Below are 24,608 nucleotides of genomic sequence, written 5' to 3' on the forward strand. Positions count from 1 at the left end.
CATGTGATCTATGGGAAAGACACTTGCCAACCTGATCCGCTTACATAAATATAATGTGGACGAAAAACGCCGGGTTCTTGGCCTACTTTATGGTGAGCTCCATGCCATGGAACAAAGGCTTCAGGATTTAGAAGACCAGATTGTACGGGAAAAGGAAATTGCCGCCAGTTCCCCTGAACAGGCGATGTTTTCTTATGGCCGTTTTCATGAGCGTGCCATGTCTATTCGTGAAGAAATCAACGCCGCTATGGCTGCTAAGGAAGAAGAGATTGACGCGGCTCGTGAAGAGGTCAATGAGGCGTTTCGCGAGCTGAAAATCTATGAAGAAGCTGAAAAAAACCGTATTCAGCGGGAAAAAGATGAACAGACTCGCAAGGAAAATATCGAGATGGATGAAATCGCGATGAACCTGTATCGTGCCCATCACGATGACACGTGATTGTTATTTCCACGAAAGTGAGAATCTTTATGTGGAAAGAGATCCCCGTATTCGCGAGGAGGGCTGATAAAATTAAACCTTGCTTAGCCGTGCCATGAAATGGGGATTGTCCCATTGCGGTTGCTGATCTTCAACAATGACGAAATGCTGGTTTGCCTCGTCAAAATCTTCACTGACTTTAACCTGAACCCAACGGGCGACCAGTTCGTTATTGATATCTTCCAACAAGGTATTGGCGATGGTTTCAATCGGTAGATTTGCATCAGCAAACAAAGCGACCATATAATTCTGAAAGCAGTTTCGTTCCATAATCAGGCGATCTGGGGCATAGCGCAGGGTAAGGTGGCGTTTTGCTTGCGGGCATTGGCCTTTTAAACTCACGAGATAATCAATGGCTTTATTGGGGTTATCCTGTGTTTTAATCAGATTGCGTCTTTGAGAAAGGTCCATGTCTACACCAGCATGCCAAGGTTGATTTCCCCTTTTTGCACCTCAATCCCGTCGACATCAACGAAATTCGGTGTGACTTGATACGAGATGTTGCCGTCAAAACCGATCACCTGCATGCCTTTTTCATAAATTTCAAAGATATCTTTGCGCATGAAACCGGGCAGGGCAGTGTGTGTGCGAATGATCAGGTCGAATTTCTTACTTTTATCCTTAGCGAGGCCGTCGAGCTGCATCGGGCCTGTTTTTGATAAGTCCAGATCAATCACGAAGCGCACGCCGGGTTCATCTTTATCGCCATCTTTTTCTTCCTGATGATCACGCTGGGCAATTCGAATTTGATTGATTTCCCCATTATTTTGTAGGGGCACATAGGCGATTTTCCAATCGGTTGAATTGGGTGTTTTTGCCTTATCAGCCAGTTGGGTAAAATCTTTCTCCAGTTTGCTGAGCAATTCCGGTTTTGATTTGGCCAGTGCTTTGATAGTGCGATCATCGGCCCAGTTTTTGAAACTGCCGCGTCCCAATGCCTTTAAAAAGAAAATCATGTTTAAGGCAAGTCGGGTATCGGGCTTGGGCATGAGCGCATTGCTCAGATTATCTGCCAAGGCGGGGTTTATGTCTTTTAAGGCACTAAAGGCTTCTTCTAATGCAGGCCATTTCTGGCTAAGGGGGGCGTTGCCCTGATTGAGGGGATTGGGGTGGAAAGAAGTCGCCTTCGCCATAGGTTTAGAGGAAGACAGGACTTCCAGTTTTACCATGGTGCCATCGGGCATTTTGGCTTGCGTATCCAAAGAAATATTACCTTGGGGCAATTTGATAACAGGTTGACCCTGTGGGCTTTTTCCTTGAACGCTGCCTTGAGTGATGACCGAATTGGGACTGACTGGTTTTGTATCTGTTTGGAGAGGCGTTGCAGCCTGACCGGGCTGTTGAACACTGATCAGGCGGATGTTGAGCTGACGACCTGTTTGGAAATGAGCCGCTGTGTTGAGCTGGGTCGTTGTGTTTGGTGTTGCCGTTTGAGCGGTTGCTGAGGGCTGTTTGCTCTGGCCGGGCAAAATATTCTTTAAGGCTTTTTGCAATGGATTCTGCATGACAGCTTGGGCAGTGCCAGGCGTTGCATTATGGGGCGTGGCCTGTGGATTGGTACTCAAGACAAAGGCTTTCATGCCCGATGCTGTATTTAAGTTCAGCAGGGTTGCCGGGGCTTTGGCTGTCGTGGCATTTTGGGCTGCTTGCCCGCTATTTTGCCCCAGTGCTGTTGGTGTAGAGGTTCCTTGCATCAATTGATTGGCAAGAGAGTTTATCCGTGAAGCGGCGGTGTTGAGCGCAATAGGCTTGCCATGAATATGGCTCAGTTGGAGCTGTACAGCTGGTTGTGTCTGCACGACCTTGAAGGTTGCAGGCGTTTCAGGTGGCAGGTTGAAGGGGGCTTTAAATTGCAACGGGCCGAAACTGGTTTGCAAGGTTGTGAGACCTTGGGCATTAGGCGCTTTGATCAGGCCGGACAGAAAGCTGTCAATCGGGAGCTTGCCCAGCTGGGCTGTGGCTGTTGCAGTCAGGGTTACGGTTAATTGCGCAGCACTGCCGCCGCCACTTGGCGGTAGGGGAGGCGGGGGCGGGGGCGCAACGCTCGTCATGAAGAGCCTATCGTTTTAAAAACTGTTAATCAAACTGTTCGCAATAGCGGCAACATCCTTGGCTGCAACGCAGTTGGGCGCATGGCTAAGCAAGGGTTGTTGGTGTTTGATTGTATCACGAACCCGCTTGTCCCAACGAATCACACCCGCCAAGGGGGGAGAAATACCCAGAAAACCTTCACAGGCGCGACGCAGTGTATTGTAGGTCCGTTCCCCATCACGGATCGAATCGCTCATATTCACGACAACGCGCAGATCCAGACCGGGGCGATCCTTACTGATGGTTTTAATAAAGGCATAGGCATCGGTCATGGCTGTGGGTTCATCAGCGGTGACAACAAGACAAGTTCCGGCCTTGGAGGTTAATTGCCGTGTTGGTCGTTCAATCCCGGCTCCCAGATCAACAATCACCCGGTCATAAGAGGCAGATAAGACACTCAGGTCATTGCCCAGATGTTGAATTTGGTTGGCTGGAATATGATTAAGCGTGCTGGAACCAGATCGTCCGGGAATAATATCAAAGCCCCCTTCGTCAAAAGGCTGGGCGGCTTGATTGAGAGTCAGGTTGCCCCCGACAACACCGGAAAGATCATGTTTGGGCATCAGGCCAAGCTGGATATCCACATTGGCAAGACCAAAGTCCCCATCAAACAATAAGGTCCGTTGACCCAAATCTGCTAACGCATGAGATAACGTTACTGCAAACCAGGTCTTTCCCACACCGCCTTTTCCTGACGCAACAGCAAAAACATTGCTGCCTTTACGTGCAGCCGGTGCTGGAGTGGTTTTTTTCATAGCTGCAAACATAGTTATTATATGTACAGCGAAATGGTTACCGAAGCGTTAGGCAAAAATATTTTTTGCCTGTTAAATGAATAAAGGCATCACTGTAAAAAGTGATGCCTTTGATTCTTAAAGTATAATTACTTTATTTTTTTGCAGATGCTTCTGTTGTAAAGCCGCAATTCTTTTTAAGAGAGGCGCGGTGCAGTGCTTCTGCTTCACCTTTTAGGCGAGCGAGTTCATTTTCTTTATCATCAGTGCCTGCAAGCATGAACAGGGCAGGCCAAAAGAGGACGAGACCAACACCCATGGAAACGGCATCTGTCGTGGCGGCTTCTTGTTGTTGTCCTGTTACTTCTGCAACACGTGCATTAAGGCGCGCGCTTTCTTCCCCAATCTGTTGACAGGACAAGCTATTATATTGGATTTCAGAAACGTATTGCGCTTGAATAGAACTTGGGTCTGATGCACAGCCTGCGATGCTTAATGCATAGCCCCCTAATACTGTGGATAAGACAGATTTTTTAAATAATTTCATATTCCCAACCCTTGGCAATTTTTAGTAGTTGGGGAAACTAGCAATTTGTATATTGCGTTGTCTAGTTATAATTCTCTTATAAGTGGTTAAATTTGTCCAATAGTTTTGATTTTCGCCTTCGGATGGACTTCACTTTGTGACAGGACAGCCGTTGAGGGGCGGAAACGTTCAATGATGGAACGGACATATGGGCGAATGGCCGGGCTGGTCAGCAGGGCGGGGGTTTCACCCATCATGGCCTGGCGTTCAAACGTCTGGCGAACCGCATTGATGAATTCTTGCATCTTGCTGGGGGCCATGGACAGTTGGCGTTCATCCCCGCTCCCAACCAGTGATTCTAAAAAGACCTGTTCCCATTCAGGAGACAAAGTGACCAGAGGCAAGACACCTTGCGGGTTGGTCAGCATGTCGCTGATCTGGCGACCCAGACGGGAGCGCACATGTTCTGTAATCATATTGACGTTACGGGTATAGCCGGTGGCTTCTGAAATGCCTTCCAAAATGGTCGGCAGGTCACGAATGGAAATTCGTTCAGTCAACAGGTTCTGCAACACACGTTGGACGCCACCGACACTCATGGCATTTGGAATAATATCACCGATGAGTTTTTGATGTTCTTTATCCAGATCATCCAGCAATTTTTGTGTTTCAGAATATGACAACAGTTCGGCCATATTGTCTTTGACCAGTTCGGTCAGATGCGTGGTGATGACAGTGCCGGGTTCCACAACCGTATAGCCCCGAAACAGGGCTTCTTCGCGGTTGGTGGAATCCACCCACAGCGCAGGCAGGCCAAAGGTGGGTTCTTTGGTGGCTTCACCGGGAAGAGAAATATCTTCGCCGCGTGGGTCCATAATCATCAACTGATTAGGGCGCAGATCGCCCCGGCCCGCTTCAATCTCTTTGACCCGAATGACATAGTTATTGGCCGGAAGCTGCATATTATCCTGAATACGCACAGATGGCATGACAAAGCCCATTTCTTGCGCAAGCTGGCGGCGCAGTGCCTTGATCTGGTCGGTCAGGCGTTGACCGTCCAGTCCGGCATTGACAAGGGTGAGAAGACCATAGCCAAGCTCCAGACGCATCATGTCGATTTTCATGGTCTGGGAGATCGGCTCTTCGCTTGGGGCAGGGGGGGCTGTGGCCTCTGCCATTTGGCGTTTTTCTTCTTCTACTTTTTCTTCTTGCTGCTTTTGATGAACATAATAAGCTCCACCACCTGTTAGAATGCCAAGGATCATGAAGGGCAGCATGGGAATACCCGGCATGGTCGCCATGGCAAACAAGATGGCGGAACTGACACCCAATGTTTTCGGGTTTGCGCCAAACTGGCCGATCAGTGCCTTATCAGCGGTACCAGATACACCAGCTTTGGTGACAAGAAGACCGGCTGCGGTTGATACGATCAAGGCCGGGATTTGAGAAACAAGACCATCCCCAACAGTCAGTCGGGTATAGCTGTCAGCAGCCACCCCCATTTCCAGATCTTTTTGAACCACCCCAATGATGATCCCGCCGATGACGTTGATAAAGGTAATCAAAATCCCGGCAATAGCATCCCCGCGTACGAATTTGGAGGCACCATCCATGGCCCCGAAGAAGGTGCTTTCGTCTTGCAGTTCTTGGCGGCGTTCTTTGGCCTGGTCTTCATCAATCAGGCCCGTGGACAGATCGGCGTCAATCGCCATTTGTTTACCGGGCATGGCATCCAGGGTGAAACGTGCCGTTACCTCGGCAATCCGGCCGGAACCTTTGGTGATAACAATGAAGTTTACAATCACCAGAATGGAGAAAACGATAATCCCGATGACGAAATTACCGCCCATGATAAAGCCACCGAAGGCTTCAATCACCGCCCCTGCGGCATGGGTGCCTTCGTGACCATTGGTCAAAATCAATCGGGTGGAGGCCAGGTTCAAGGCCAGCCGGATCATGGTGGCAATCAGCAAAACTGTTGGGAACGCGCTGAAATCCAGTGGCTTTTCCAAGAAAATGACTGTCATCATAATCATGACAGAAAAGGTAAAGGAAAAGGCCAGTGAAACGTCCAGCAACCAGCTGGGCATAGGGAAGATCAAGACCACAAGGATGGTTGAAATCCCAACGGCCATGCCGTAGTCGCCTTTTAAAAAGGCGTTTTTAACCTTGTCAAAAAAAGCGCCGACCTGATCGCCGCCTTGTCCTTGTTGGCCCGGTGTTGCTGGATCTGCCATTTACCTGTTACCCGCCGTTTAAGTGCCGCTACCTGCTGCGGGGACATCAAAACCTTCATCCCCATAAAGCTTTAGCTTGTTGCGTAACGTGCGAATGGAAATGCCCAAAATATTGGCCGCATGGGTTCGGTTGCCCAAACAGTGATCCAATGTGGCGATAATCAGTTTGCGTTCCATATCAGCAACGGTTTGGCCGACAAAATCAGCCGGGTTTTCCGCTTGTGCAGCCAGTAACGGCGCGCCAGCTTCTTGGGTCGGTGCACTGGGCGCTGTCATGGGGCTGCCGCTCAGCATAATAGCTTCTTCGCCAATTTCTGTCGGGCCACCGATAAGCACGGCACGGTGCATGGTGTTTTCCAGTTCCCGCACGTTGCCCGGCCAGTTATGGGCAAGGATCTTTTGCAACGCCCCTTTTGACAGTGGGCGTTCATCCATCTCGTTGGCTTTAGCGTATTTTTTAATGAAGTGTTCAGACAGAACCGCAATATCTTTGGGGCGTTCTTTCAAAGAAGGAAGTTGCAGGTTCACCACATTGAGGCGGAAGTACAAATCTTCGCGAAACTCGCCCTTGGCAACCGATTGTTCCATATTGCGGTTAGAGGTCGCCAGAATGCGGACATTGACCGGGACAGGTTTCTTGCCGCCAACGCGGTCGATTTCGCGTTCTTGGAGAATACGCAATAGCTTGGCCTGCAGGCGCACATCCATCTCGGAAATCTCATCGAGCAGGATGGTGCCGTTATTGGCCTCTTCAAACTTACCAATTCGACGTGCAACGGCTCCTGTAAAAGCGCCTTTTTCATGGCCGAACAGTTCTGATTCCAGCAGGTTTTCCGGGATGGCGGCACAGTTCACGGCAATAAACGGGCCGTCTTTACGTTTGGAATTGCGATGGATGAAACGGGCCATAATCTCTTTACCCGTTCCGCTTTCCCCGGTGATGAGTACACTGGCATCACTGGGGGCGATTTGTTTCCCCAAACGCACCACATTATCCATGGCTGGATCGTTATAGATCATGGCGTGGCTTTCTTCAGCCACAGCGCTGAGAACCGCGCCAATCAATTCTGCATCAGGGGGCAGGGGCAGATATTCTTGTGCGCCGGCACGAATGGCGCGCACGGCGGCTTGTGCATCTGTTGCTACGCCGCAGGCGACCACAGGTGTGCTGATCCGTTCTGCATTCACATTGGTGATGAAGGTTTCAATATCCAGCTGAATATCGACAAGCACAAGGTCAATGCCCTTGCCTTGGCGCAAACTGTCCAGACCTTGGGTGATATCATCGGTGTGAATGACCTTTGCACCGCGTTTTACCGCGATCTGGCTGGCAGCGCCAACTTGTCCATTCAAGGTTCCGACAATTAAAATCTTCATCTAACTTCAACCTTTTAAATCACGTTAATCGAAATATTGAACGCGACGGTTCGGTGGTAAAATACTGTTTAACATCATTTCTAGACGGCGCGGGTTTTCCTGACGCCCAATGGAAGCGGTAGCAAGAATATAGAGCTGATTGACGAGAAGTTCCTCATCTGAATTCCGCTCTAATTTCGCAGCCAAGGGAATGAGTACCATATTTGATAGAACTGCGCCATAAAAGGTCGTCAACAAGGCCACCGCCATGGAGGGGCCGATGGTAGACGGGTCATCCAGATTACCCAGCATCTGAACCAGACCGATCAGGGTGCCGATCAATCCCATAGCCGGGGCAAATTCAGCGGCCTTGCGTAACACGTTTGCCCCCTTGTTGTGGCGCCCTGCCATGGCTTCAAGTTCGCCAACCATCATGTTTTCAACTTCATCAGCAGGTGTTCCATCCACAACCATGGACAGCCCCTTGTAGAAAAACTCTTCCCTGCGGATGCTATCTAAAACTCCTTGGAGCTGAAGAACGCCTTGTTTGCGGGCAATTTCAGCAATGCGAATGGTTTGGATGGCAATAGCACTGGCATCATGGCTTTTATAAAAGACGGTTTTGACGATCAGCTGGCCGCTGCGCAACATTTCACCAAGGGAAAAACACACCATGGTGACGCCGATGGTTCCGCCAAGCACAATCAGAACCGAGGGCGGGTTAAAGAAGGAGTCCGGTGATCCGCCCAGTATGATTGCAGCCCCGACCAATGCAAAGGCCACGACAAGACCAACGACCGTGGCTGTATCTACCCCTGACTTTGGGCGACCAATTCCTTCACCATCACTCATGATACTGTAACTTAGCTCCGGTCGGATTTAATAATCTCAGTCATGGTCACGCCGAGGCGTTCTTCAACCACCACAACCTCACCACGGGCAACCAGTCGGTTGTTAACGTAAATGTCGATCGCTTCACCAACTTTACGATCCAGTTCGACAACCGCACCGCGCCCCAGTTTCAAAAGGTCACTAACTGGCATAGTGGCTTTCCCCAAAACAGCAGAAACCCGTACCGGGATATCATAAACGGCTTCTAGCTCACGTGCACTGGTTGGCAGGTCCTGTACGGCACCGCCCATGCCGGGACCACCTTGTCCCATCTGGGCTTCCGGGGCCATGGGGCCTTCGGGGTTTTCCAGATTGTTGAGTTCTAAATTATTTTCATCATCAGCCATCTTATGATGTCTCCTCTAGTCCTGTGTCGATGTTGCCTACAATATCCTCACTTACAACACCGCCAAGAGCTTCTTGCGCATCAGCCGTGGGCTGAGTTTCGCCGGAATGACTACCTTGCGTCAAGTTCCGTTCTATAATTTCATCAATTACTTGCCACAAATCGTCACTGTTGCGTTCTGCCCCGCCTTCTGACCATTCCACACGGCAATCACCAGGCACAATATCTTCTTCTGCCAGAACGATAACACGCCCGTCAAAGCCAACCTGATCGGCAATTTCAATCAGCTTGTCATGAACATCATCGCGCAAGGAGTCGTGAACCTTGACGATAATGCGTGGTTCTGCGCGTAAAGGTTCCAGACACAGGCGCACCACATGAATAATTTCTTCCAGCCCGTTTTTTTCGGCATAGGCCGGAATGATTTTGCGGGCAACAGCCGTGGCAACAGACAAAGCATGCGCTTCGTGGTCTTGCTGGCCTTGCCCATGGGCGTCAAAAATGGTCGGCATGGTTTGGGAAATTTGGGTCAGGGCTGTGGCAATCAGATGCTCAAACTGTGCATTGGCTTCCTGAAGGCCCGCTGTTTTTCCCTCATCAAAGGCAGTTTGCTGGGCAGCAAGAACTTCTTCCTCACTAAAGGTCGGGGGAGGGGGAACTTCTTCTTCCTCTTCCAGTTCTTCCTCATCTTCTTCAAACTCGCCTTCTTCTTCCCCGTCATAATCATAGCTATGATCAGCATCCGGGTCATAATCCGGGTCGAAGTTTCGGTTTTCAAACAGATATCTTTTTACAGTGCCCATAAAAAATTACGATCCCTATTAGAAGACGAGTTCGTCTTCTTCGCCCGGCTGCGAAATGTTGATCTCACCAGCATCGGCCAATTGTTTTGCGACAAGGACGATTTCAGCCTGTGCTTCATCCACATCACGCAGACGCACAGGCCCCATGGCTTCCATATCTTCGCGCATCATCTTGGCTGCACGTTCAGACATATTCTTGAAGAAGAGATCCTTGACCTCTTCGGACCCACCTTTGAGAGCCATGGACAGTTTGTCTTTTTCCGCCTGGCGCAGCAGAACCTGAATACCAGCCTGATCCACACGGGTCAGATCGTCGAAAGTAAACATCAACGCCTTAATACGTTCTGCAGACTCACGGTTACGTTCTTCAAGGGCGGTGATGAAGCGGTTTTCGGTGTTACGATCCAGGTTGTTGAAGATATCGGCCATCAATTCATGGCTGTCACGACGTTGTGTACGCGCCAGGTTGGACATGAATTCTGAACGCAGGGTTTTTTCCACACCATCCAGAACTTCTTTTTGGACCGCTTCCATACGCAGCAGACGCATGATAACTTCCATCGCGTAGTTTTCCGGTAAAAGCGAAAGCACGCGTGCGGCATGGTCCGGTTTAATTTTGGACAAGACCACGGCCACGGTTTGCGGATATTCGTTTTTGAAGTAGTTGGCCAGAACAGCTTCGTGAACGTTGCCCAGCTTATCCCACATGGTACGACCCGCCGGACCGCGGATTTCTTCCATGATGGAAGCCACACGGTCTTTGGGCAGGGAATTTTTGAGCAGGCGTTCGGTACTGTCAAATGTACCCACAAGAGAGCCTGCCGAAGACAGCTGGTCGGCAAATTCAACAAAAAGACGCTCAATTACAGTGGAGCTGACAGAACCCAGTGATGCCATGACCTGTGACATTTCACGGATTTCTTCATCATCCATCATGTCAAACAGCTTGCCGGAATGTTCCTCGCCAAGCGAAAGCATGAAAATAGCAGCCTTTTCCTGGCCTGTCAGACTTCGGTAATCGTCCTTTACGCGTGCCATACTTCTTTACCTCTAACCTTCCTGATACATCCAGTTGCGGATAATAGCCAAAGCTTCTTCCGGGTGTTTGTCCACGATCTCGCCAACCTTCTTCACAGAGGATGCCTTCACTCGACCTTCTACGCGGTCGATGTCAATAAGTTCTTCGAAACTGTCATCATCTTCAGCAACGGTATCCGATGGGACCGGAACGCCAGCCGGGCCTGCCAGGGCTTCTTGTTCTGCTTCGGCCAGAGCGGCGGCTTCGGCAGCGGCTTGTTGTTCGAATACACGTTTGATGAGCGGGCGAACCACCAGAAGGATGACCAGCAGGGCAACAAAGCCCAGAACCACCATCTCTGCGTAGCGCATCAGCTCTTCTTTGGTGAAAATCCAGAAGACAATTTCCGGTGCGTCATCAAATTCTTCAACGGCGGCAAAGCGCATGTTGATGACATCTACACGGTCACGTTCGTCCTGATAACCAATGGCACTTTTGACCAGAGTGGAGATTTGATCCATCTCTTCCTGTGTGCGTGCCTCATAGGTTACATTGCCGTCCTCATCTTTAGCATAAAGGCCGTCAACCAAGACAGCGACAGACAGACGATTAACAACGGCGGTTTCCCGAACACGGTTTGTAACCCGTTTTGAAATTTCATAGTTTACGGTTTCCTGTGTGCGGTTTGCACTGGATCCTGCGGTGGCACCACTCCCACCTTGTTGGGCATCCGGCAGGTTGTTCCCCACCGTGACGGCCATATCGTTTTCACTCTCGTTGCTTTGCTCGTTTTCTTCCAGGGTGGAACTGGAACGTACAACCTGACCTTCCGGGTCAAAGGTTTCTTCTACAGAAGTTTCACGCGAGAAATCCATGTCGGCATGAACCTGAGCACGGACCTTGCCAAAACCGACGGTCCGTTCCAGCAGGCTTTCAATCTTGCGCGCAATATCTTCCTGTTTTTTCAGACGCTGGCGTTCAATTTCCTGGGACTTATCAGCCCCGGTTGGGTCATCAAACCCTTTAGCCAGCAAGGTGCCCTTATCATCAACGATAGAAATACGATCCGGTTTCAGGTCAGGCACGGCCGAAGCTACCAAATGTTGGACGGCTGCAATCTGTTCTTTTTTCAGTCGTTCCACGTTGGCCATTTTCAGGACAACGGAGGCACTGGGTTGTTGGCGCTCGCGTGAAAAGAGTTCACGACGTGGTAAAACAAGGTGAACACGGGCGGCTTTTACACTGCCGATGGATCGAATGGTACGGGCCAGTTCCCCTTCAAGGGCGCGGACAAGGTTGACGTTTTGTTGGAAGTTAGTGGAACCTATTGCATCTGAATTGTCAAAAACTTCATAACCGACAGAGCCACCGCTGGGCAGGCCGTTTTCAGCGATTTTTAATCGCATGGGACCAACCTGGTCGGATGCGACAAAAATTTCGGTGCCTTCCTTGGCAACATCATAAGGGACTTGTTGTCGCGACAGGATTTCCACGATCTGGCGGGAGTCATCAGCACTCAGGTTCGTATAGAGCAATTCCATCTGCGGGGTGCCGATACGGGTCATCAAATAGATGAAAAAGGCAACGAGCGCCAGGATCACACCGCCGACGACAGCCAAGCGCTGAGGGCCTAAATTCTTTAATGCGTCTACAAAACCACTCACTTGACGTGTCCCTTCTGACTAAACCTTTTCGTCTTTGACACCATACGCAAACCCATGCGCGCGTATGAAACTACACTGTAGAATCTTACGTCGCTACCCTAAATAAGAAGTTAACAACCCGGCAATTTTTGCCTACCGCCATATGTCTGGCGAATCGCTTCCTATAAAATGGCCTGAAAACCATGAAGATTCTAGTGTTTTTTGTGCAAAACTAAAAAGTATTTTGTCGTCCTCGCGTAGGCGGGGACCTCTGAGGTCCTGACCCTAACTGGTTGAAATAGATCCCCGCTTTCGCGAGGGTGACGGAATTCGGCTGTTTCATTCCCATAAAAAATACCCCGACGCGCAGGAAGCGTGCCGGGGCCAAGTCTTAAAGAGAACCGATAAAATCGGAGATAAACTGAAAGTGAAAAGTCAGTTAATTAACGTTTCACTCTCAGAAGTTCTTCCAACATCTCATCTGATGTTGAAATAATCTTGGCCGCAGCGGAATAAGCCCGCTGGGTTGTGATCATAGAGGTAAATTCTTCACCCAAATCCACGGTGGAGGCTTCGAGGGAGGACTGGTTCACCGTACCGGCCCCGGCAGAGCCTGCTTCACGTACTGTGGGTTGACCGGAATAATCGGTTTCAATCCAGACGTTACCGGACAGGCTTTCCATACCGTTCGGGTTCACCATGGTCGCAACCGGGATCATAAAGACCGGGCGGGTCACACCGTTATCGAACAGGGCGGTGACAACACCGTCTTCACCGATGGTCACACCTGCAAAGTTACCAAACGAGGCACCGTTTTGGGAGATATAGTTGATCTGGTAGGTGTCACCAAATTGTGTCAGGCCGTCTGCCACGTTATAGTTACCCAAGGCAACGGATAGGGCTGGGCTGTCAGAACCGTTCATGTCTTCAGCACCGTTTGCCCAGTCAATCTTATACTGGATACGTGGATCAGAAGCCGTGGCTTCGTCTGTGCCAAAGAATTTGTCTGGTGTACCGTCACCGTTGAATTCAACCGTATAGTTGCTTGTCTGTGTCCAGGCAGCAGCAGAGTCCAGTTTTTCAACCGTATAAACTTCGTTTTGGTCAACAGCGGCGACGCCACCTGTGGTCAGGTTGGTCATGTCAACGGAGATATCATAAGAGGTGGACCCATTATGGAAGAAAAGGGAGTTTTCGCCCGCAATACGTTCACCCCAAGTATAAGGTGGTTTTTTCGGTGTCCCGCCATATTCTGTTTGTAGAATGTTGTTTACGCGATCGGCTACTTTATCCATCACCTGAGACAGGGAGCGACCATTCACGTTAACACCCAATGTCCGGTCTGCTGCGGCAGCCAGGGTTGCAGGGGACAGGCCACCGTCTGTCAGGGTCAGGGCCGAAGATTCTGAGAATGTAACTGCGTTTGCAGGGGCAGCAGCATTGACCGGGTTGTTAAAGGTAATGACGTTACCAGAAACGGAGAACCAATCCCCATTCCCCAGAACAGCATCAGCACGGGTATTTAGGGCTGTGTTGAGGTTACTGACTGTGGAGTTAATGGTTGTTCCGATGGAAACAGAGTTATTGCCTGCGGTTACAGAACCGTCATCATCAAATTCAAATACATAAGCTGTACCGCCCACATCCATGGTGAAGGTTTCCCCATCGGCCGGGTTTGCCCCCGCAAATGTCAGGGAACGGGTTTGTAGGTAGTCGTCATCGGCACCGGTGAATTGAATGGTATATTCAGTATTATCAATATTGATGGTCATTTCCGTCCCGGCATCAGGGATGGAGTTAAAATCCATACGACCAATAGACATATAGTTGTTACGAACCGAGTTCTGGTCTTCGATAACGATGGAGGCTGCACCTTTTGGCGGGATGACATTCAAGTCCCAGGAGTTGGAAGCCCGTTTTGTCCAGGTGTGGTTGATGTTATGGGCGGCACCCAAAGAGTCATAAATCAGAACGTCTGTTTTATTCTGTGTGCCAATATCGGCAGAAGACGGCAGGTTTGCCCCCATGGAAATGGTTGTGGAGGCCACAGCCGTACCACCGATTGTTTTCAGGTTCAACGGTTTCAGGTTGGTGTTATCCACGATGTTATCGTTGATATAAACCGTATCGCCTTCATCGTTTTTGTAGGCTTTCATATAAGTATCGTTGCCCACTGTTTTTTGAACGGCCTGTGTGGAACCATCCCATGTTTGCAGCGGCCAGCCTTGCATGTAGTAGCCAGATACGTTTTGCAGGTTACCTTCTTTATCCACCTTGAATGAACCGGCACGAGAATAAGCGTAGATATCACCTGTGGAGGGATCGCCTGCTTCGTTCACAATGAAGAAGCCGCTACCGGAAATCGCAACGTCGGTTGCAGAGGTGGTGGATTGCAACAGGCCCTGAACATCAATGCCTTGGCGGGGTTTGGATTGTACACCACCGGCAGAATATTTAGTCAGTGACGCTTGTTTTGTTACCAGTGACTGGAAGTTCACAGTCGTGTTTTTATAACCGGATGTGTTAACGTTTGTGACGTTATCAGCAATGGCACCCATGGCGCTGGATTGCGCTTGCAAGCCTGATACGCCTGAGAATAATGCACCGTAAAGGCTCATCGTTTATCTCCTGATTGATACATTGTGCGGTTCTCGCTGTTTTCTTGTTTATAGCGTTTCATTCTAAAACACCGGTTCTCTAAGTTTTATTATTCTGTTGTTGTTGCTTCAGGGTCAGCTTCAGCCTCGGCCTCTTCAAGGGCCTTGTCTGCTTCTGTCAGGGTCATTGCCTGTTCCTGAATAGTGATAACCTTGTCAAGGCCAAGAGCCTGATTTGTCATCATCAATTGTGGTGCGGTATCAGCATAAGAAACGCCGGTTACCTTACCGATTGTTGTGGTGGTCACATCCACTGGTGCCCCGTCTTTATCCATCGCGGTGACTGTCAGTTTATAGAGACCATCTGGAAGTTGCTGGCCGCCGAGGTCCGTACCATCCCAGACCACGCCGTGCTTACCAGCAGAAACATTACCATCAGAGGAGAAGACCGTGCGGCCTGTATCATCCTGAATGTTAAGCAATGTGCTGGCAGCATCGTCATGAAGGACATAGTTGAATTCAGCTTCGCCGTTGTAGACTTGAACCTGATTACTCTCAGCCTCAACCATGCGGCCAACATAGCTGGCAACAGAGGCAAGCTGAGCGTTTTCTTGTGCCTGAAGCAATGCTTCCAGGTTAGCGTTCTGGGAAATCTGCTGTTCAACACTCGCAAACTGAACCAGCTGGGTTGTGAACTCGTTTGCATCCATGGGATCCAATGGATCTTGGTGTTGCAGCTGAGTTGTCAGCAGGGTCATGAAATCGTCGAGGTCGTCCGCCAGTTTCTGAGCATCGGCAGCAGCATTGGATGATCCTGATGCGGCTGATGCGCCAATTCCGGTAATTGCTTCAGACATTGTTCTTATCCTTCTTTATCGAAACCTGAGTTTTACGCGCTCATGTCCACGCCGCCATAAGAGGCACGCAGTGCTGCACGTATTTCTTGGGCTTCTTGTTCGGTGGCAACCACATCTTCACCACGAGCAAGGGAGTCTTCTTCGGCCATGGTGTTGGCTGAACCGCCGTTTCCATTACCGTCTCCGTTTTGTTGGGCTTCTTGTTGTTGCTGGCGCAGGTTGAAGTTCATGTCACCCATGTCCAGACCTGCTTCGCGCATGGCTTTTTCCAGATCACGCGCATCGCCTTTCAACATATCCAGTGTTTCCGGACGATCTGCAGTCACCGTTGCCATCACCTTGTTGCCCATCATGTCGAGCTGAACCTCAATACGGCCCAGTTCAGCAGGCTTGAGCTGAATTTTGATGTTGTCGGCACCCACACGCAGGGCTTTGGAAATTTCAACCTTAACATCTTCGGGGGTGGCGGTTGTCTGCACAGTTTGTTTTGTCTGCTGTGCTTCCTTGGCATTGGCCGATTGCTGTGTCTGGTTGGTTGCCTGATTTTGGTTGGTGGTGCTTGTTTGTGCGGTTTCACCACCAGCCGTTTGCGCAACCTGGGCTGTTGTTCCTTGGTTGGCATTGGTTTGGACACCTTTGGCCTCACTTACCATTTGGGAGAAGCTTTGGCTTTGTGTCTGCTGGTTGGTGTTTTGCTGCACATTTTGCGCCTGTGCATTTACCATCGCGGCCTGTGGGTTTTGACCCATGTTACCTTGGGCGTTGCCCTGGTTGGCATTTGTTGTTGTGGCCGTTGTGGTGCTAGAAGCATTAGCAGCGACGCCTGCGGCATTGGACAGGGACGAGGATGTTTGCGATGTGGTTGTTTGCGCCGCATCACTCACCTGAACCTGAATGTTTGCCTGCTGGTTTGCACCCAGTTTTTTGGCAATGCCAGCAGCTTGTTGCTGCGTTTGGCTGGCCGTTTCAGCTTGCTGGTTTGCATTGACATTTTGCTGGTTCAGATTGTTGGCTTGTGCCTGTTGCTGACCTTGGTTCTGAGCCTGTGCCTGCTGACCGGATTTGTTTTGCTGGCCTGCTGCCTGCATATTGCTGATGGAAGAGCTGCTGGTTTGTGCACCATCGGCATCAACTGTTAACACATCCTGAACAGCTTCTTTAACGACCTGTGTCTGGTTGGTGTTTTGTTGCACCATTGAGGCACCGGCCAGAACAGAAGGGTCTGTTGCCACCTGAGCTGTCGTTGTGGCAGCCTGCGCCAGATTGCTTACAGCTGCGGCATCAGCTGTATCGTCGCTCTGGGCATTTTGGTTACCGGACTCTTGATTATTGGAATTGGTCTCAGACTGGGATCCGTCATCAGCTTGTGCTGTTTCTTGAGAACCGCTGTCTTCTGAAGAATTGTCGTCTGAGGATTTATTTTCCTGTTTTGGGGCATGATCGTCATGACCATCGTCGTGAGAAGAGTCTGCTGTTTCCTGACGATCATCACGGGGGCGATCATCTGCTGCGCGATCTTCGCGACCGTAATCGCGTTCATCTCCACGCGGCTTGTCGTTTTGATAGTCCCCTTTGTCGGCCCCATGGGCTTCGTGGTTGTCATTGTATGACTGTTCATAACCACTGTCTGCACCACGATCGTATGACGGTTCCGTCGGTACTTTCGCTGTGGACATGGTTAAGTTTGCATTCAAATTACTACCCGAAAAAGCAAGGAGATCGGCAAAGCCGGAACCTGCTACGCCTTGGACTTTTTGTCCATTGAGCGCGCTGGCTGCCGCTGCTGCCGCTACATTGTTTTTCGCGTCTAACGCTAAGTTATCCATGATTGCTTCCTCGCAAAATTCACGTGTTCGCCGAATTAAATGCAAGGGGTGTGCCAAAAGGTATTTTTGTTGTTAAGTGTTTGCTTTTAAATGATATATTTGACCTTCTATTTTGTAGTTTGTTCTCTGAAGTAGCAAGAAAGGAGGGGCGTATCTGCCTGCCTATGGAAAAAATTACCGGGTGCGGGGAAGGGGGATTTGTTAATCTTCTTACGTTAATCTTTTGGGGAATAGACTAAATTCGTTGTTTTGAGGTTTGGGTATGTCTCCTAAAAATGTGTCTTTTATTTTAGGTCTGGAAGATGATCAGATTTGTAACCATCTTAGCCGGGAATTTGTTCACGGGTTTCAGGCCCTTGGCGTGCAGGCACATCTTTTTCAATTGAAAGAGGGGGGAGACATAAAACGTTTTGCAAAGCACATTGATCAGTGGGATTGTGATTTAGTGATTTCTTTAGCTGGGATGGGGATAGACAGGGTTAAAGAGTTTCAGCACATTTATGAGAGAAATATTCCTTCGCTTACCATGTTATTAGACCCTTCAATTCTTTATTGGCCTGTGGTGCAATACCCGCTAGAGAATAACTATGTTGCTTGCCTTTCCCAGTCGGATGTGCATTTTGTTGCTGAACATGAGGCATCAAAAGTCGGTTGTTTTCAACTAAACCATGCTGCGATTGAAAAAGAGGTGACGCCTTGGAGTAAGAAAGATATTGGTCTTTTTTATTGTGCTTCGTTGCGTAACTCGCCTGAAGAAACTCGCCGGAGCTGGGATAGCTTCAAGCCAGGAATTGCAAAAATCCTTAATGAAATTGTTGAGTGCCATATGGTTCGACAAGGTATTAACTTGATGGAAGATGTTGCCACTGTATTGAATTGTTACCCTTCACCTTATGATGTTAATATTTTCAGGAACTTCTTTTCTCAAGTTGATTTGTACTTTCGCGATTTTCGCCGGGTGGAAACTTTATCTAGATTGATTGATAAAACATCTATTCTGTTAGCAGGACCTGGCTGGGATCAGGTAATTGATACCACACACTCAAATGTAACTTATTTGGGGCGTATTCACCCGACAGAGGTTCGGAAATATAATGAGCGTTCCAAAATTGTATTGAATGTCATTAACTATTATCATGAGAGTCACGAGCGCGTCTTTAGTTCTATGGCAGATGGCGCAGTCGTTTTGAGTAGTAATAGCCCGTTTTATGAAAAATCTTTTACTGAGAAGGAAGGAGTTTTCTTTAACTGGGCGGATACTGGTGTATTTGATAAGGTTAATGACTTACTAGATGATGATGTTTCTTTACAGGAGATGGCACATGCGGGGAATCAGGCTTTCCTGAAAGGGCATACTTGGAAGCATAGAGCTCAAACTGTAATGGAAAATATCAAATAGGGGTCAGACGTTTAGATTGAAGAGGCTCTGTGCCAAAGAGTTCCCTGTCGGAATAAGATTCTGGTATTCATTCTTAACAACTAGGGCTTGAGCTAAGCTGCTTTGAACAGCCTGGAATTGTTGGAACATTTTACTTTGCTTTTCAGCTACGGCGCGGGCAGCTTCTGCTTCAATGCTAATTCGCTCTTTCCGGTTTCCGTTTATGTCATTTTTGGCGCGTTCGTAATAAAAGTTTAGTGTGGCTTCGTGCATGTCATATTTTGAAAGCTCGACATTAATGGCCTCTTTAGCGGCGTTAATATCTTCAAGTGCACGCTCGCGATTGCTTGAATCAGCTAACCCACCATAAAGCCAAGCGTTTGTGATCCCAATCCCTTCCCGTGTAATCGTCGCTGTATAATTTTGAGGGGAAGCTGTATTTGCTGCTGTTGTAAAGGCAACAGTATCTGGGGCTGTGTAACTATCGAGTTGAAGCCCCTGGTCGTATTTCATTGAAGCGACTTCTGTGCCTTCTTCAAAAGGATAGGACTCATATACTCTTAGTAATTGGCCGGATTGTTCAGGGTACCAAGTCTCATCGTTTTGGTCAGTTAGGTAGTAATTTGTTTTGATGTCGCTGCCGTAAATAAGGGCGCTTACACCGTTTTCGTTAAGGGGGTAGCGGACAGAAGTCGTATCAGAAACAAGTAGGTTCGTTGTGCGGGTGTTGTTGATTAAGTCTTCAATCCGTCTGTAATATGAATCATGGGCAGCAGCATACCCATGAGCCATGAAGTTAACGTCTGGGTCATTTTCAGACTCTGTGGCTTTATTGACATTGATAATCATATTATCAAGGCTAGAGAGAACCCCTTCAAGCCTTGTTTTGGTATTTGATATGACGTCAAGGCTGTCTGTAAGTTCCTCTCTGTATTTTTTGAGGAGGTCTCCTTCTCGGAGGACGCTATTTCTTTCAATGCTATAAGAATCATTAATGCGAGTAACTTCTTCTTCTATGCGTTTATTAAAGTCGTTAGACATTTGCTTGTTTAAACGCGTGGTGGCAGCATCGTGTTGCACATTAAAAATGGAAGCTGATCCGGCTGCTGAGAAGCTTGATATTGTATCAAAGATATTAACCATTTTCTTCGGTTCCTAAGAACTTTATTCGTAAAAGTTACACACTTCTAGTGATTCTTAATTCTAGCTAAGTGAGGCTGTATAGTCAATCTATATTGCTCGGATGTCTTTGATGAGGTCTATGCACATTTTAATATTGTGATGTGGAAGTTTCTCGATAATGTCATGAGGGAGAGACCACCATTTTGTTTCGAGTAGATCGGTAATGATTTCGGGTTCGAAGCGGTATTTAATGATTCTGCCGGGATTTCCGACCACGATGGCGTATGGTGGGACGTCTTTTGTGATGATGGAGCCTGCTCCAATGATGGCACCGTGGCCGATTTTGACGCCTTGTAGGATGACTGTGTTGGCTCCGATCCAAACGTCGCATCCTAAGGTTGTGTATTTCGGTTCTGGTGCGATATAGTCTGGTGAAGTTGGGGCGAAATTTGTGCTAAGGCAGTCCATGTGGTGATTGCTGTTGCCAAGGAATACGTCCTTGGATATGGAGCAGTATCGCCCGATCAGAGTGTGGGCGGTAAACATGCCACCGGGCATCATGTATGAATTTCGACCAATGAAAAAATCAGGGAAATTCTGAGGGTTTTCTTTCAGGAGCGATGTGACGCCTTCTTCGGTAAAGAAAAAAGCGTTTTCATCGTGGAAGTCGATATTAAGGGTCCAGTTTTCTTTTAACCAGCCTGTTGCATCCATCATTTTATTGAGACGCTCGTAAGAACTTTCGGTCATGTTTTTCTGCAGTACTCTGTTTGTTATAGGGTAGTGTGTCCTCTGTACCTTTAAGAAAAGGTGAATAGGGAGGGGGATTGGTTACAGTTTGTGGTTTATTTTATTGTTTATATGTGATAAACAATATTCTTGAGAGCGCAGTATGCGCATTTTCTTTTGCCTTCGTGGCAAACTCTATAGAAATGGAGACTTATTATGACTGATATCGCACTTTCTTCAACGGTACGTTCTAACTTGATGGCTCTGCAAGATACATCAAGCTTTATTGGTCGTACTCAAGGTCGTCTTTCCACTGGTCTTGCTGTTGCAAGCCCGGTTGACGATGCGGTGAAATTCTTCCAAGCTAAATCACTTTCAAACCGTGCCTCTGACTTGTTGGAGCGTAAGGATGCTGTGGATCAGGGTGTTAACGCTCTGAACGCTGCCTTGAAAGCGACTGATGCGATCGAAGAGCTCGTTAAACAAATGAAAGGTGTGGTTGACTCTGCACGTTCTGCGGATGAGACGCAGCGTACAGCATATACTACACAGTTCGAAGAGCTGGCCACTCAAATCCAGAGACTTGTCGATGATGCGTCTTATCAAGGTTTGAACCTGGTTAACTCTTCTTCTTCTCAGTTGTCTGTTCGTTTTAGTGAGAAGTCTGATTCCAAGCTGGATGTAGATGGTGTTAACTTTAACACTTCTGCGTTCTTTAAGGATGAGAACGGCGCTATTGCTAGTGCCGGTGGTGCTGGTACTGTCTTGTCTCAAATGGGCTTGGGGAATACTGGTTTTGAAGACTACGACACAACTGATGCTGATGAGTTGGCGTCTTTCAACGCCCATGCCGATACTGTGATTAATGCGTTGGATAAAACAATTTCCAACCTTCGTTCAGAAGCTGCAACAATGGCCGGTAACGTTGCTATTTTGCAGGTTCGTTCTGATTTCACATCTGAGTACACCAACGTACTTACAGAAGGCGCAGGTCAACTGACCTTGGCTGATCTGAACGAGGAAGGCGCCAACTTGTTGGCTCTTCAAACTCGTCAACAGATGGGTATTCAGGCTCTGTCATTTGCCGGTCAATCCGAGCAAGCTGTACTGGGTCTGTTCCGTTAAGCCTACAGTCTACGGAAAGGGGTTGGTGCTTTCCATCAACTCCTTTCTTCTGTTTTTTTATCCCTTTAAAATAATTAATACGGGGTGAGTTATGCCATTAAAAATCAACCTTAAAAAAGGGCAGAAAATCATCTTGAATGGGGCTGTTATCGAAAATAATAGTCCGCGTTCAGTTAGCTTTACCCTGATTAATGAGGCATCCATTCTTCGTGATAGTGATGTAATGACGGCTGAAGAAGCGTGTACGCCAGCCAGCCGAATTTATTTTTCCCTGCAGGGTTTATATCTTTTTCCTGAAAAAAGAGAGTTGTATTTCCAAAATCTTAACGACTTGCTGAAAGATTATGAAAGTGCAGCTCCTTCTGCAAATTCCATAATTGAAGAAGTGCGTGAAAAAATAGATAATGGTGATTATTATCCTGCTTTAAGAAAAGCACGTGAGATAATCGAACATGAAGGGAAGATCTTGAGTAATGTACAAGCCACCATTACAGAATTACGACACGGGGCCGATCGAGGGGAATCCGACGCAAAGTGAAGCCTGGGCCTTGACCCAAGCGGCTTTGAAAATGCGCGATGCGGTAAATTCTGGTGATCCGGAAATCATGAAGGCGGCAGTTCGGCTGAACTGGCGTCTTTGGACAATTTTCCAAGCGGATCTGTTTGCACCTACATGTGAGGTGCCGACCGACATTCGCCAAAATGTACTCTCTCTCGCAAAATTTGTTGATAAACATTCTATCGACTTTATGGGGGATCCGAAAGCTGAACGTGTTGATGTACTGATCAATATTAACCGTGAAATTTCCGGTGGCCTTTATGATGGAGCAGTAGCCAGTCAGGCTCAGGCACAAGACCCTAATAATCGTAGTAGTGAACAGCAAGCGCTACCATCAGAGCCTTCACAGGGCGAACAAGCGCAACCCGTAGAGGGTTTGGGCGGTCTATCTGATATTGAAGCATAATAAGAAAAATGAGGACACCAATGGGCGGCGTGGAAAATTTTGTGAAATCTGGGGAGTGGGAACAGGTTGTTCAAATTCTTGAAGAAAAGTGGCAAACCGAAGAACCTGGTTCTTCAGATAGTTTCTTCAGGGCTTTAGCTGCCTTTGATGCAAAGGATTATTATACAGCGTATCAATACGGGCTTCATTCTTTTGAACTGGACGGTGATTGTGCTGAAGTGTCTGAGTTTCTAGCTGTCCTATGTGTATTAGCAGGCAAGACAAAAGAGTCTTATTTCTATCGTAAAAACTTGTCTATACTTGAGCCAAACCAAGAACTACAAAAAATAATTCCATTTGGTTTTATCCCGGATTACACAAGTGCCCTAGATAATATTACTGAAACGCCGCTTTTGCAAAAAGCGGAAAGCCATGTCAATCGCCTTGAATGGGATATAGCGGAATTTTGGTTTTCTCAGCACTTGGCTTTTGAGCCTAATGATCGTGATGCCTATCTCGCTCTGGCAAGGTGCCTGATGCGTCAGGAGCGTTTTAGAGCAGCTTCTGAAAGTTTGAAAAGTTGTGCCGCTCTATTCCCAAAAGATACCGAAATTGCAACGATGCAAGGCTATTTGATGACCGAGCTGGGCCAGTTTAGTGAAGCTCGTGCAATTTACAAGTGGGCAATGGAACTTGCCCCTTACGATGAACAGGTTTTTGCAAACTATATCAAAGATATGCAAGCCAACCCGAATATTAGCGAACAGCAGCTTATGTCTGAAATGGAAGACTGGATTGAAAAGCATATTACGGAGATAAAGTCTGCCATTGAACCAAGAGTACATGGGCCGCGAGATGTTTATAATGTCGGCATTATTGTATCTGGTGTTGACCGTACGCGTGTTGCTCCGATGATTGGTGACATTTTTACTCAGCGTGATCTTAGTAAGTTCTATGTAACAGCATATGGGGAAGGGGATATTACATATCCTTTTAATACCTATTTTAAGGCTGCTGTTGATGAGTGGCGTGATGTTGCGCATGCAGATAGTGTCACATTACGAAATATGATTGTTGCAGATGGTGTGGATATCCTTATTGATTTTGGAGGGCTGCAATCAATTGAAAGCTTGAAATGTTTTGGTAGCCGTCTTGCTCCTGTTCAAATCAGTTGGAGCGGGAGTGTCCTATCTGGGGCCTTACCGCAATATGACTATGTTGTTGCTGAGCAATTGCCAGAACAATATGCGGATAAAAAAGCAACGTGCGAAATTTCAAATATTTTCAGTGCGAAGCGCGAAGCCTTGGATAAGCAAGAGGAACGTACAGATAATACAGCGACCTTTATTGCAGATGTGACGTTGTCTGAGTTGACATTTGATACGGTGTCCACTTTCGCTAAAGTTTTGTTGGCAAAGCCGGAGGCTATGTTGGTTTTGCGTAGTCATGACTTTTATGCAGAAGATAATAGTCGTCTTTTGATTGAGCGTTTTGGTCTTTATGGAGTTGCGCACCGCGTTGATGTTATTCAGGAGAGTGACCGTCGTGCCTTCTTTAATAATGGGGATGTTGCGCTGATGCCAAATGGAGGGAATGAGCCTGAAGTTGTACTTGATGCGATGACAGCAGGTGTGCCTATTCTTGGTAAGATGGCTGATCGCAATTCCTTATGTAAAGGTTCAACAGCGCTTGTCTGTGATCTGGGCTATAGCCAGGAAATGCTTTACAGTACGACAGATGATTTTGTTGCCGGTGCTTGTCGCTGGATGGATGACTTTGAAAAACGCAGTCAATTGTCTGATGAAATGAATAATCGGCTGGAACAGTCTGAGTATCTGAACCCGCAAAAGCGGATGGAAGATATTGCCAATATGCTTGAGGGGCTTTGGCAAAACAGCAAGTAATTG

The 24,608-nt window shown here is 48.0% G+C and carries 22 protein-coding genes; 6 read left to right on the forward strand and 16 right to left on the reverse strand.

The annotated features are described in order from the left end of the window. Window positions 1-10 precede the first annotated feature (10 nt). On the forward strand, window positions 11-439 hold the full coding sequence (locus E4K71_RS02295) for a flagellar export protein FliJ (protein WP_135075976.1): 429 nt from the start codon (window positions 11-13) through the stop codon (window positions 437-439). A gap of 72 nt (window positions 440-511) precedes the next feature. On the opposite strand, the gene E4K71_RS02300 is transcribed toward E4K71_RS02295, so the two are convergent. The 14 genes from E4K71_RS02300 to E4K71_RS02365 form a co-directional block, all read right to left on the reverse strand. Then, window positions 512-889, reverse strand: a complete 378-nt coding sequence (locus E4K71_RS02300; RefSeq protein ID WP_135075979.1) for a hypothetical protein — start codon at window positions 887-889, stop codon at window positions 512-514. A 2-nt stretch (window positions 890-891) separates the two neighbouring features. After that, the gene (locus E4K71_RS02305; RefSeq protein WP_135075982.1) at window positions 892-2,529 is read right to left on the reverse strand and encodes a hypothetical protein; all 1,638 of its coding nucleotides are present in this window, start codon (window positions 2,527-2,529) and stop codon (window positions 892-894) included. Window positions 2,530-2,544: 15 nt separating this feature from the next. Next, on the reverse strand, window positions 2,545-3,324 hold the full coding sequence (locus E4K71_RS02310) for a MinD/ParA family protein (RefSeq protein WP_240796862.1): 780 nt from the start codon (window positions 3,322-3,324) through the stop codon (window positions 2,545-2,547). 133 nt (window positions 3,325-3,457) lie between these two features. Beyond that, entirely contained in the window at window positions 3,458-3,850 is a 393-nt protein-coding gene (locus tag E4K71_RS02315; protein WP_135075988.1) for a hypothetical protein, read from the reverse strand. A gap of 86 nt (window positions 3,851-3,936) precedes the next feature. Next, complete coding sequence (gene flhA / locus E4K71_RS02320) at window positions 3,937-6,066, reverse strand: flagellar biosynthesis protein FlhA (protein WP_135075991.1); 2,130 nt, start codon at window positions 6,064-6,066, stop codon at window positions 3,937-3,939. Window positions 6,067-6,084: 18 nt separating this feature from the next. Next, window positions 6,085-7,443, reverse strand: a complete 1,359-nt coding sequence (locus E4K71_RS02325; RefSeq protein ID WP_135075994.1) for a sigma-54 dependent transcriptional regulator — start codon at window positions 7,441-7,443, stop codon at window positions 6,085-6,087. A gap of 24 nt (window positions 7,444-7,467) precedes the next feature. Further along, complete coding sequence (locus E4K71_RS02330; protein WP_135075998.1) at window positions 7,468-8,274, reverse strand: MotA/TolQ/ExbB proton channel family protein; 807 nt, start codon at window positions 8,272-8,274, stop codon at window positions 7,468-7,470. A gap of 11 nt (window positions 8,275-8,285) precedes the next feature. Next, complete coding sequence (fliN, locus tag E4K71_RS02335) at window positions 8,286-8,585, reverse strand: flagellar motor switch protein FliN (RefSeq protein WP_240796902.1); 300 nt, start codon at window positions 8,583-8,585, stop codon at window positions 8,286-8,288. A gap of 76 nt (window positions 8,586-8,661) precedes the next feature. Next, window positions 8,662-9,462, reverse strand: a complete 801-nt coding sequence (locus tag E4K71_RS02340; RefSeq protein WP_135076001.1) for a FliH/SctL family protein — start codon at window positions 9,460-9,462, stop codon at window positions 8,662-8,664. 18 nt (window positions 9,463-9,480) lie between these two features. Next, window positions 9,481-10,500: a flagellar motor switch protein FliG gene (fliG, locus tag E4K71_RS02345; protein ID WP_135076004.1), complete on the reverse strand. Its 1,020-nt coding sequence runs from the start codon at window positions 10,498-10,500 to the stop codon at window positions 9,481-9,483. 12 nt (window positions 10,501-10,512) lie between these two features. After that, window positions 10,513-12,144 (reverse strand): flagellar basal-body MS-ring/collar protein FliF, encoded by a 1,632-nt coding sequence (gene fliF / locus E4K71_RS02350; protein ID WP_135076007.1) that lies wholly within the window; start codon window positions 12,142-12,144, stop codon window positions 10,513-10,515. A 422-nt stretch (window positions 12,145-12,566) separates the two neighbouring features. Continuing rightward, entirely contained in the window at window positions 12,567-14,741 is a 2,175-nt protein-coding gene (locus tag E4K71_RS02355) for a flagellar hook-basal body complex protein (protein ID WP_135076010.1), read from the reverse strand. An 89-nt stretch (window positions 14,742-14,830) separates the two neighbouring features. Next, the gene (locus E4K71_RS02360; RefSeq protein ID WP_135076013.1) at window positions 14,831-15,577 is read right to left on the reverse strand and encodes a flagellar hook assembly protein FlgD; all 747 of its coding nucleotides are present in this window, start codon (window positions 15,575-15,577) and stop codon (window positions 14,831-14,833) included. A gap of 32 nt (window positions 15,578-15,609) precedes the next feature. Further along, entirely contained in the window at window positions 15,610-17,403 is a 1,794-nt protein-coding gene (locus tag E4K71_RS02365; protein ID WP_135076016.1) for a flagellar hook-length control protein FliK, read from the reverse strand. Window positions 17,404-17,665: 262 nt separating this feature from the next. Here E4K71_RS02365 and E4K71_RS02370 point away from each other — a divergent pair, with 262 nt between their 5' ends. Beyond that, complete coding sequence (locus E4K71_RS02370; protein ID WP_135076019.1) at window positions 17,666-18,802, forward strand: glycosyltransferase; 1,137 nt, start codon at window positions 17,666-17,668, stop codon at window positions 18,800-18,802. A 3-nt stretch (window positions 18,803-18,805) separates the two neighbouring features. Here E4K71_RS02370 and E4K71_RS02375 read toward each other — a convergent pair whose 3' ends face one another. Then, the gene (locus tag E4K71_RS02375) at window positions 18,806-19,924 is read right to left on the reverse strand and encodes a hypothetical protein (RefSeq protein ID WP_135076022.1); all 1,119 of its coding nucleotides are present in this window, start codon (window positions 19,922-19,924) and stop codon (window positions 18,806-18,808) included. A gap of 87 nt (window positions 19,925-20,011) precedes the next feature. Next, a complete protein-coding gene (locus E4K71_RS18530) occupies window positions 20,012-20,653 on the reverse strand; it encodes a CatB-related O-acetyltransferase (protein ID WP_135076025.1) in 642 nt (213 codons plus the stop codon). 195 nt (window positions 20,654-20,848) lie between these two features. On the opposite strand from E4K71_RS18530, the gene E4K71_RS02385 reads away from it, so the two are divergent. The 4 genes from E4K71_RS02385 (at window position 20,849) to E4K71_RS02400 (ending at window position 24,605) form a co-directional block, all read left to right on the forward strand. Further along, window positions 20,849-21,757, forward strand: a complete 909-nt coding sequence (locus E4K71_RS02385; RefSeq protein ID WP_135076028.1) for a flagellin — start codon at window positions 20,849-20,851, stop codon at window positions 21,755-21,757. 91 nt (window positions 21,758-21,848) lie between these two features. Continuing rightward, a complete protein-coding gene (locus E4K71_RS02390) occupies window positions 21,849-22,295 on the forward strand; it encodes a flagellar biosynthesis repressor FlbT (RefSeq protein ID WP_135076031.1) in 447 nt (148 codons plus the stop codon). Further along, window positions 22,231-22,722, forward strand: coding sequence for a flagellar biosynthesis regulator FlaF (locus tag E4K71_RS02395; protein ID WP_135076034.1), 492 nt, complete (start codon window positions 22,231-22,233; stop codon window positions 22,720-22,722). Before E4K71_RS02390 ends, E4K71_RS02395 begins: the two co-directional genes overlap by 65 nt. Window positions 22,723-22,742: 20 nt before the next feature. After that, window positions 22,743-24,605 carry a CDC27 family protein gene (locus tag E4K71_RS02400; RefSeq protein ID WP_167730214.1) on the forward strand — a complete coding sequence of 621 codons (1,863 nt, stop codon included), beginning with the start codon at window positions 22,743-22,745 and terminating at the stop codon, window positions 24,603-24,605. The last annotated feature ends 3 nt before the right edge of the window (window positions 24,606-24,608 follow it).

Source organism: Terasakiella sp. SH-1 (assembly GCF_004564135.1).
GTDB lineage: Bacteria > Pseudomonadota > Alphaproteobacteria > Rhodospirillales > Terasakiellaceae > Terasakiella.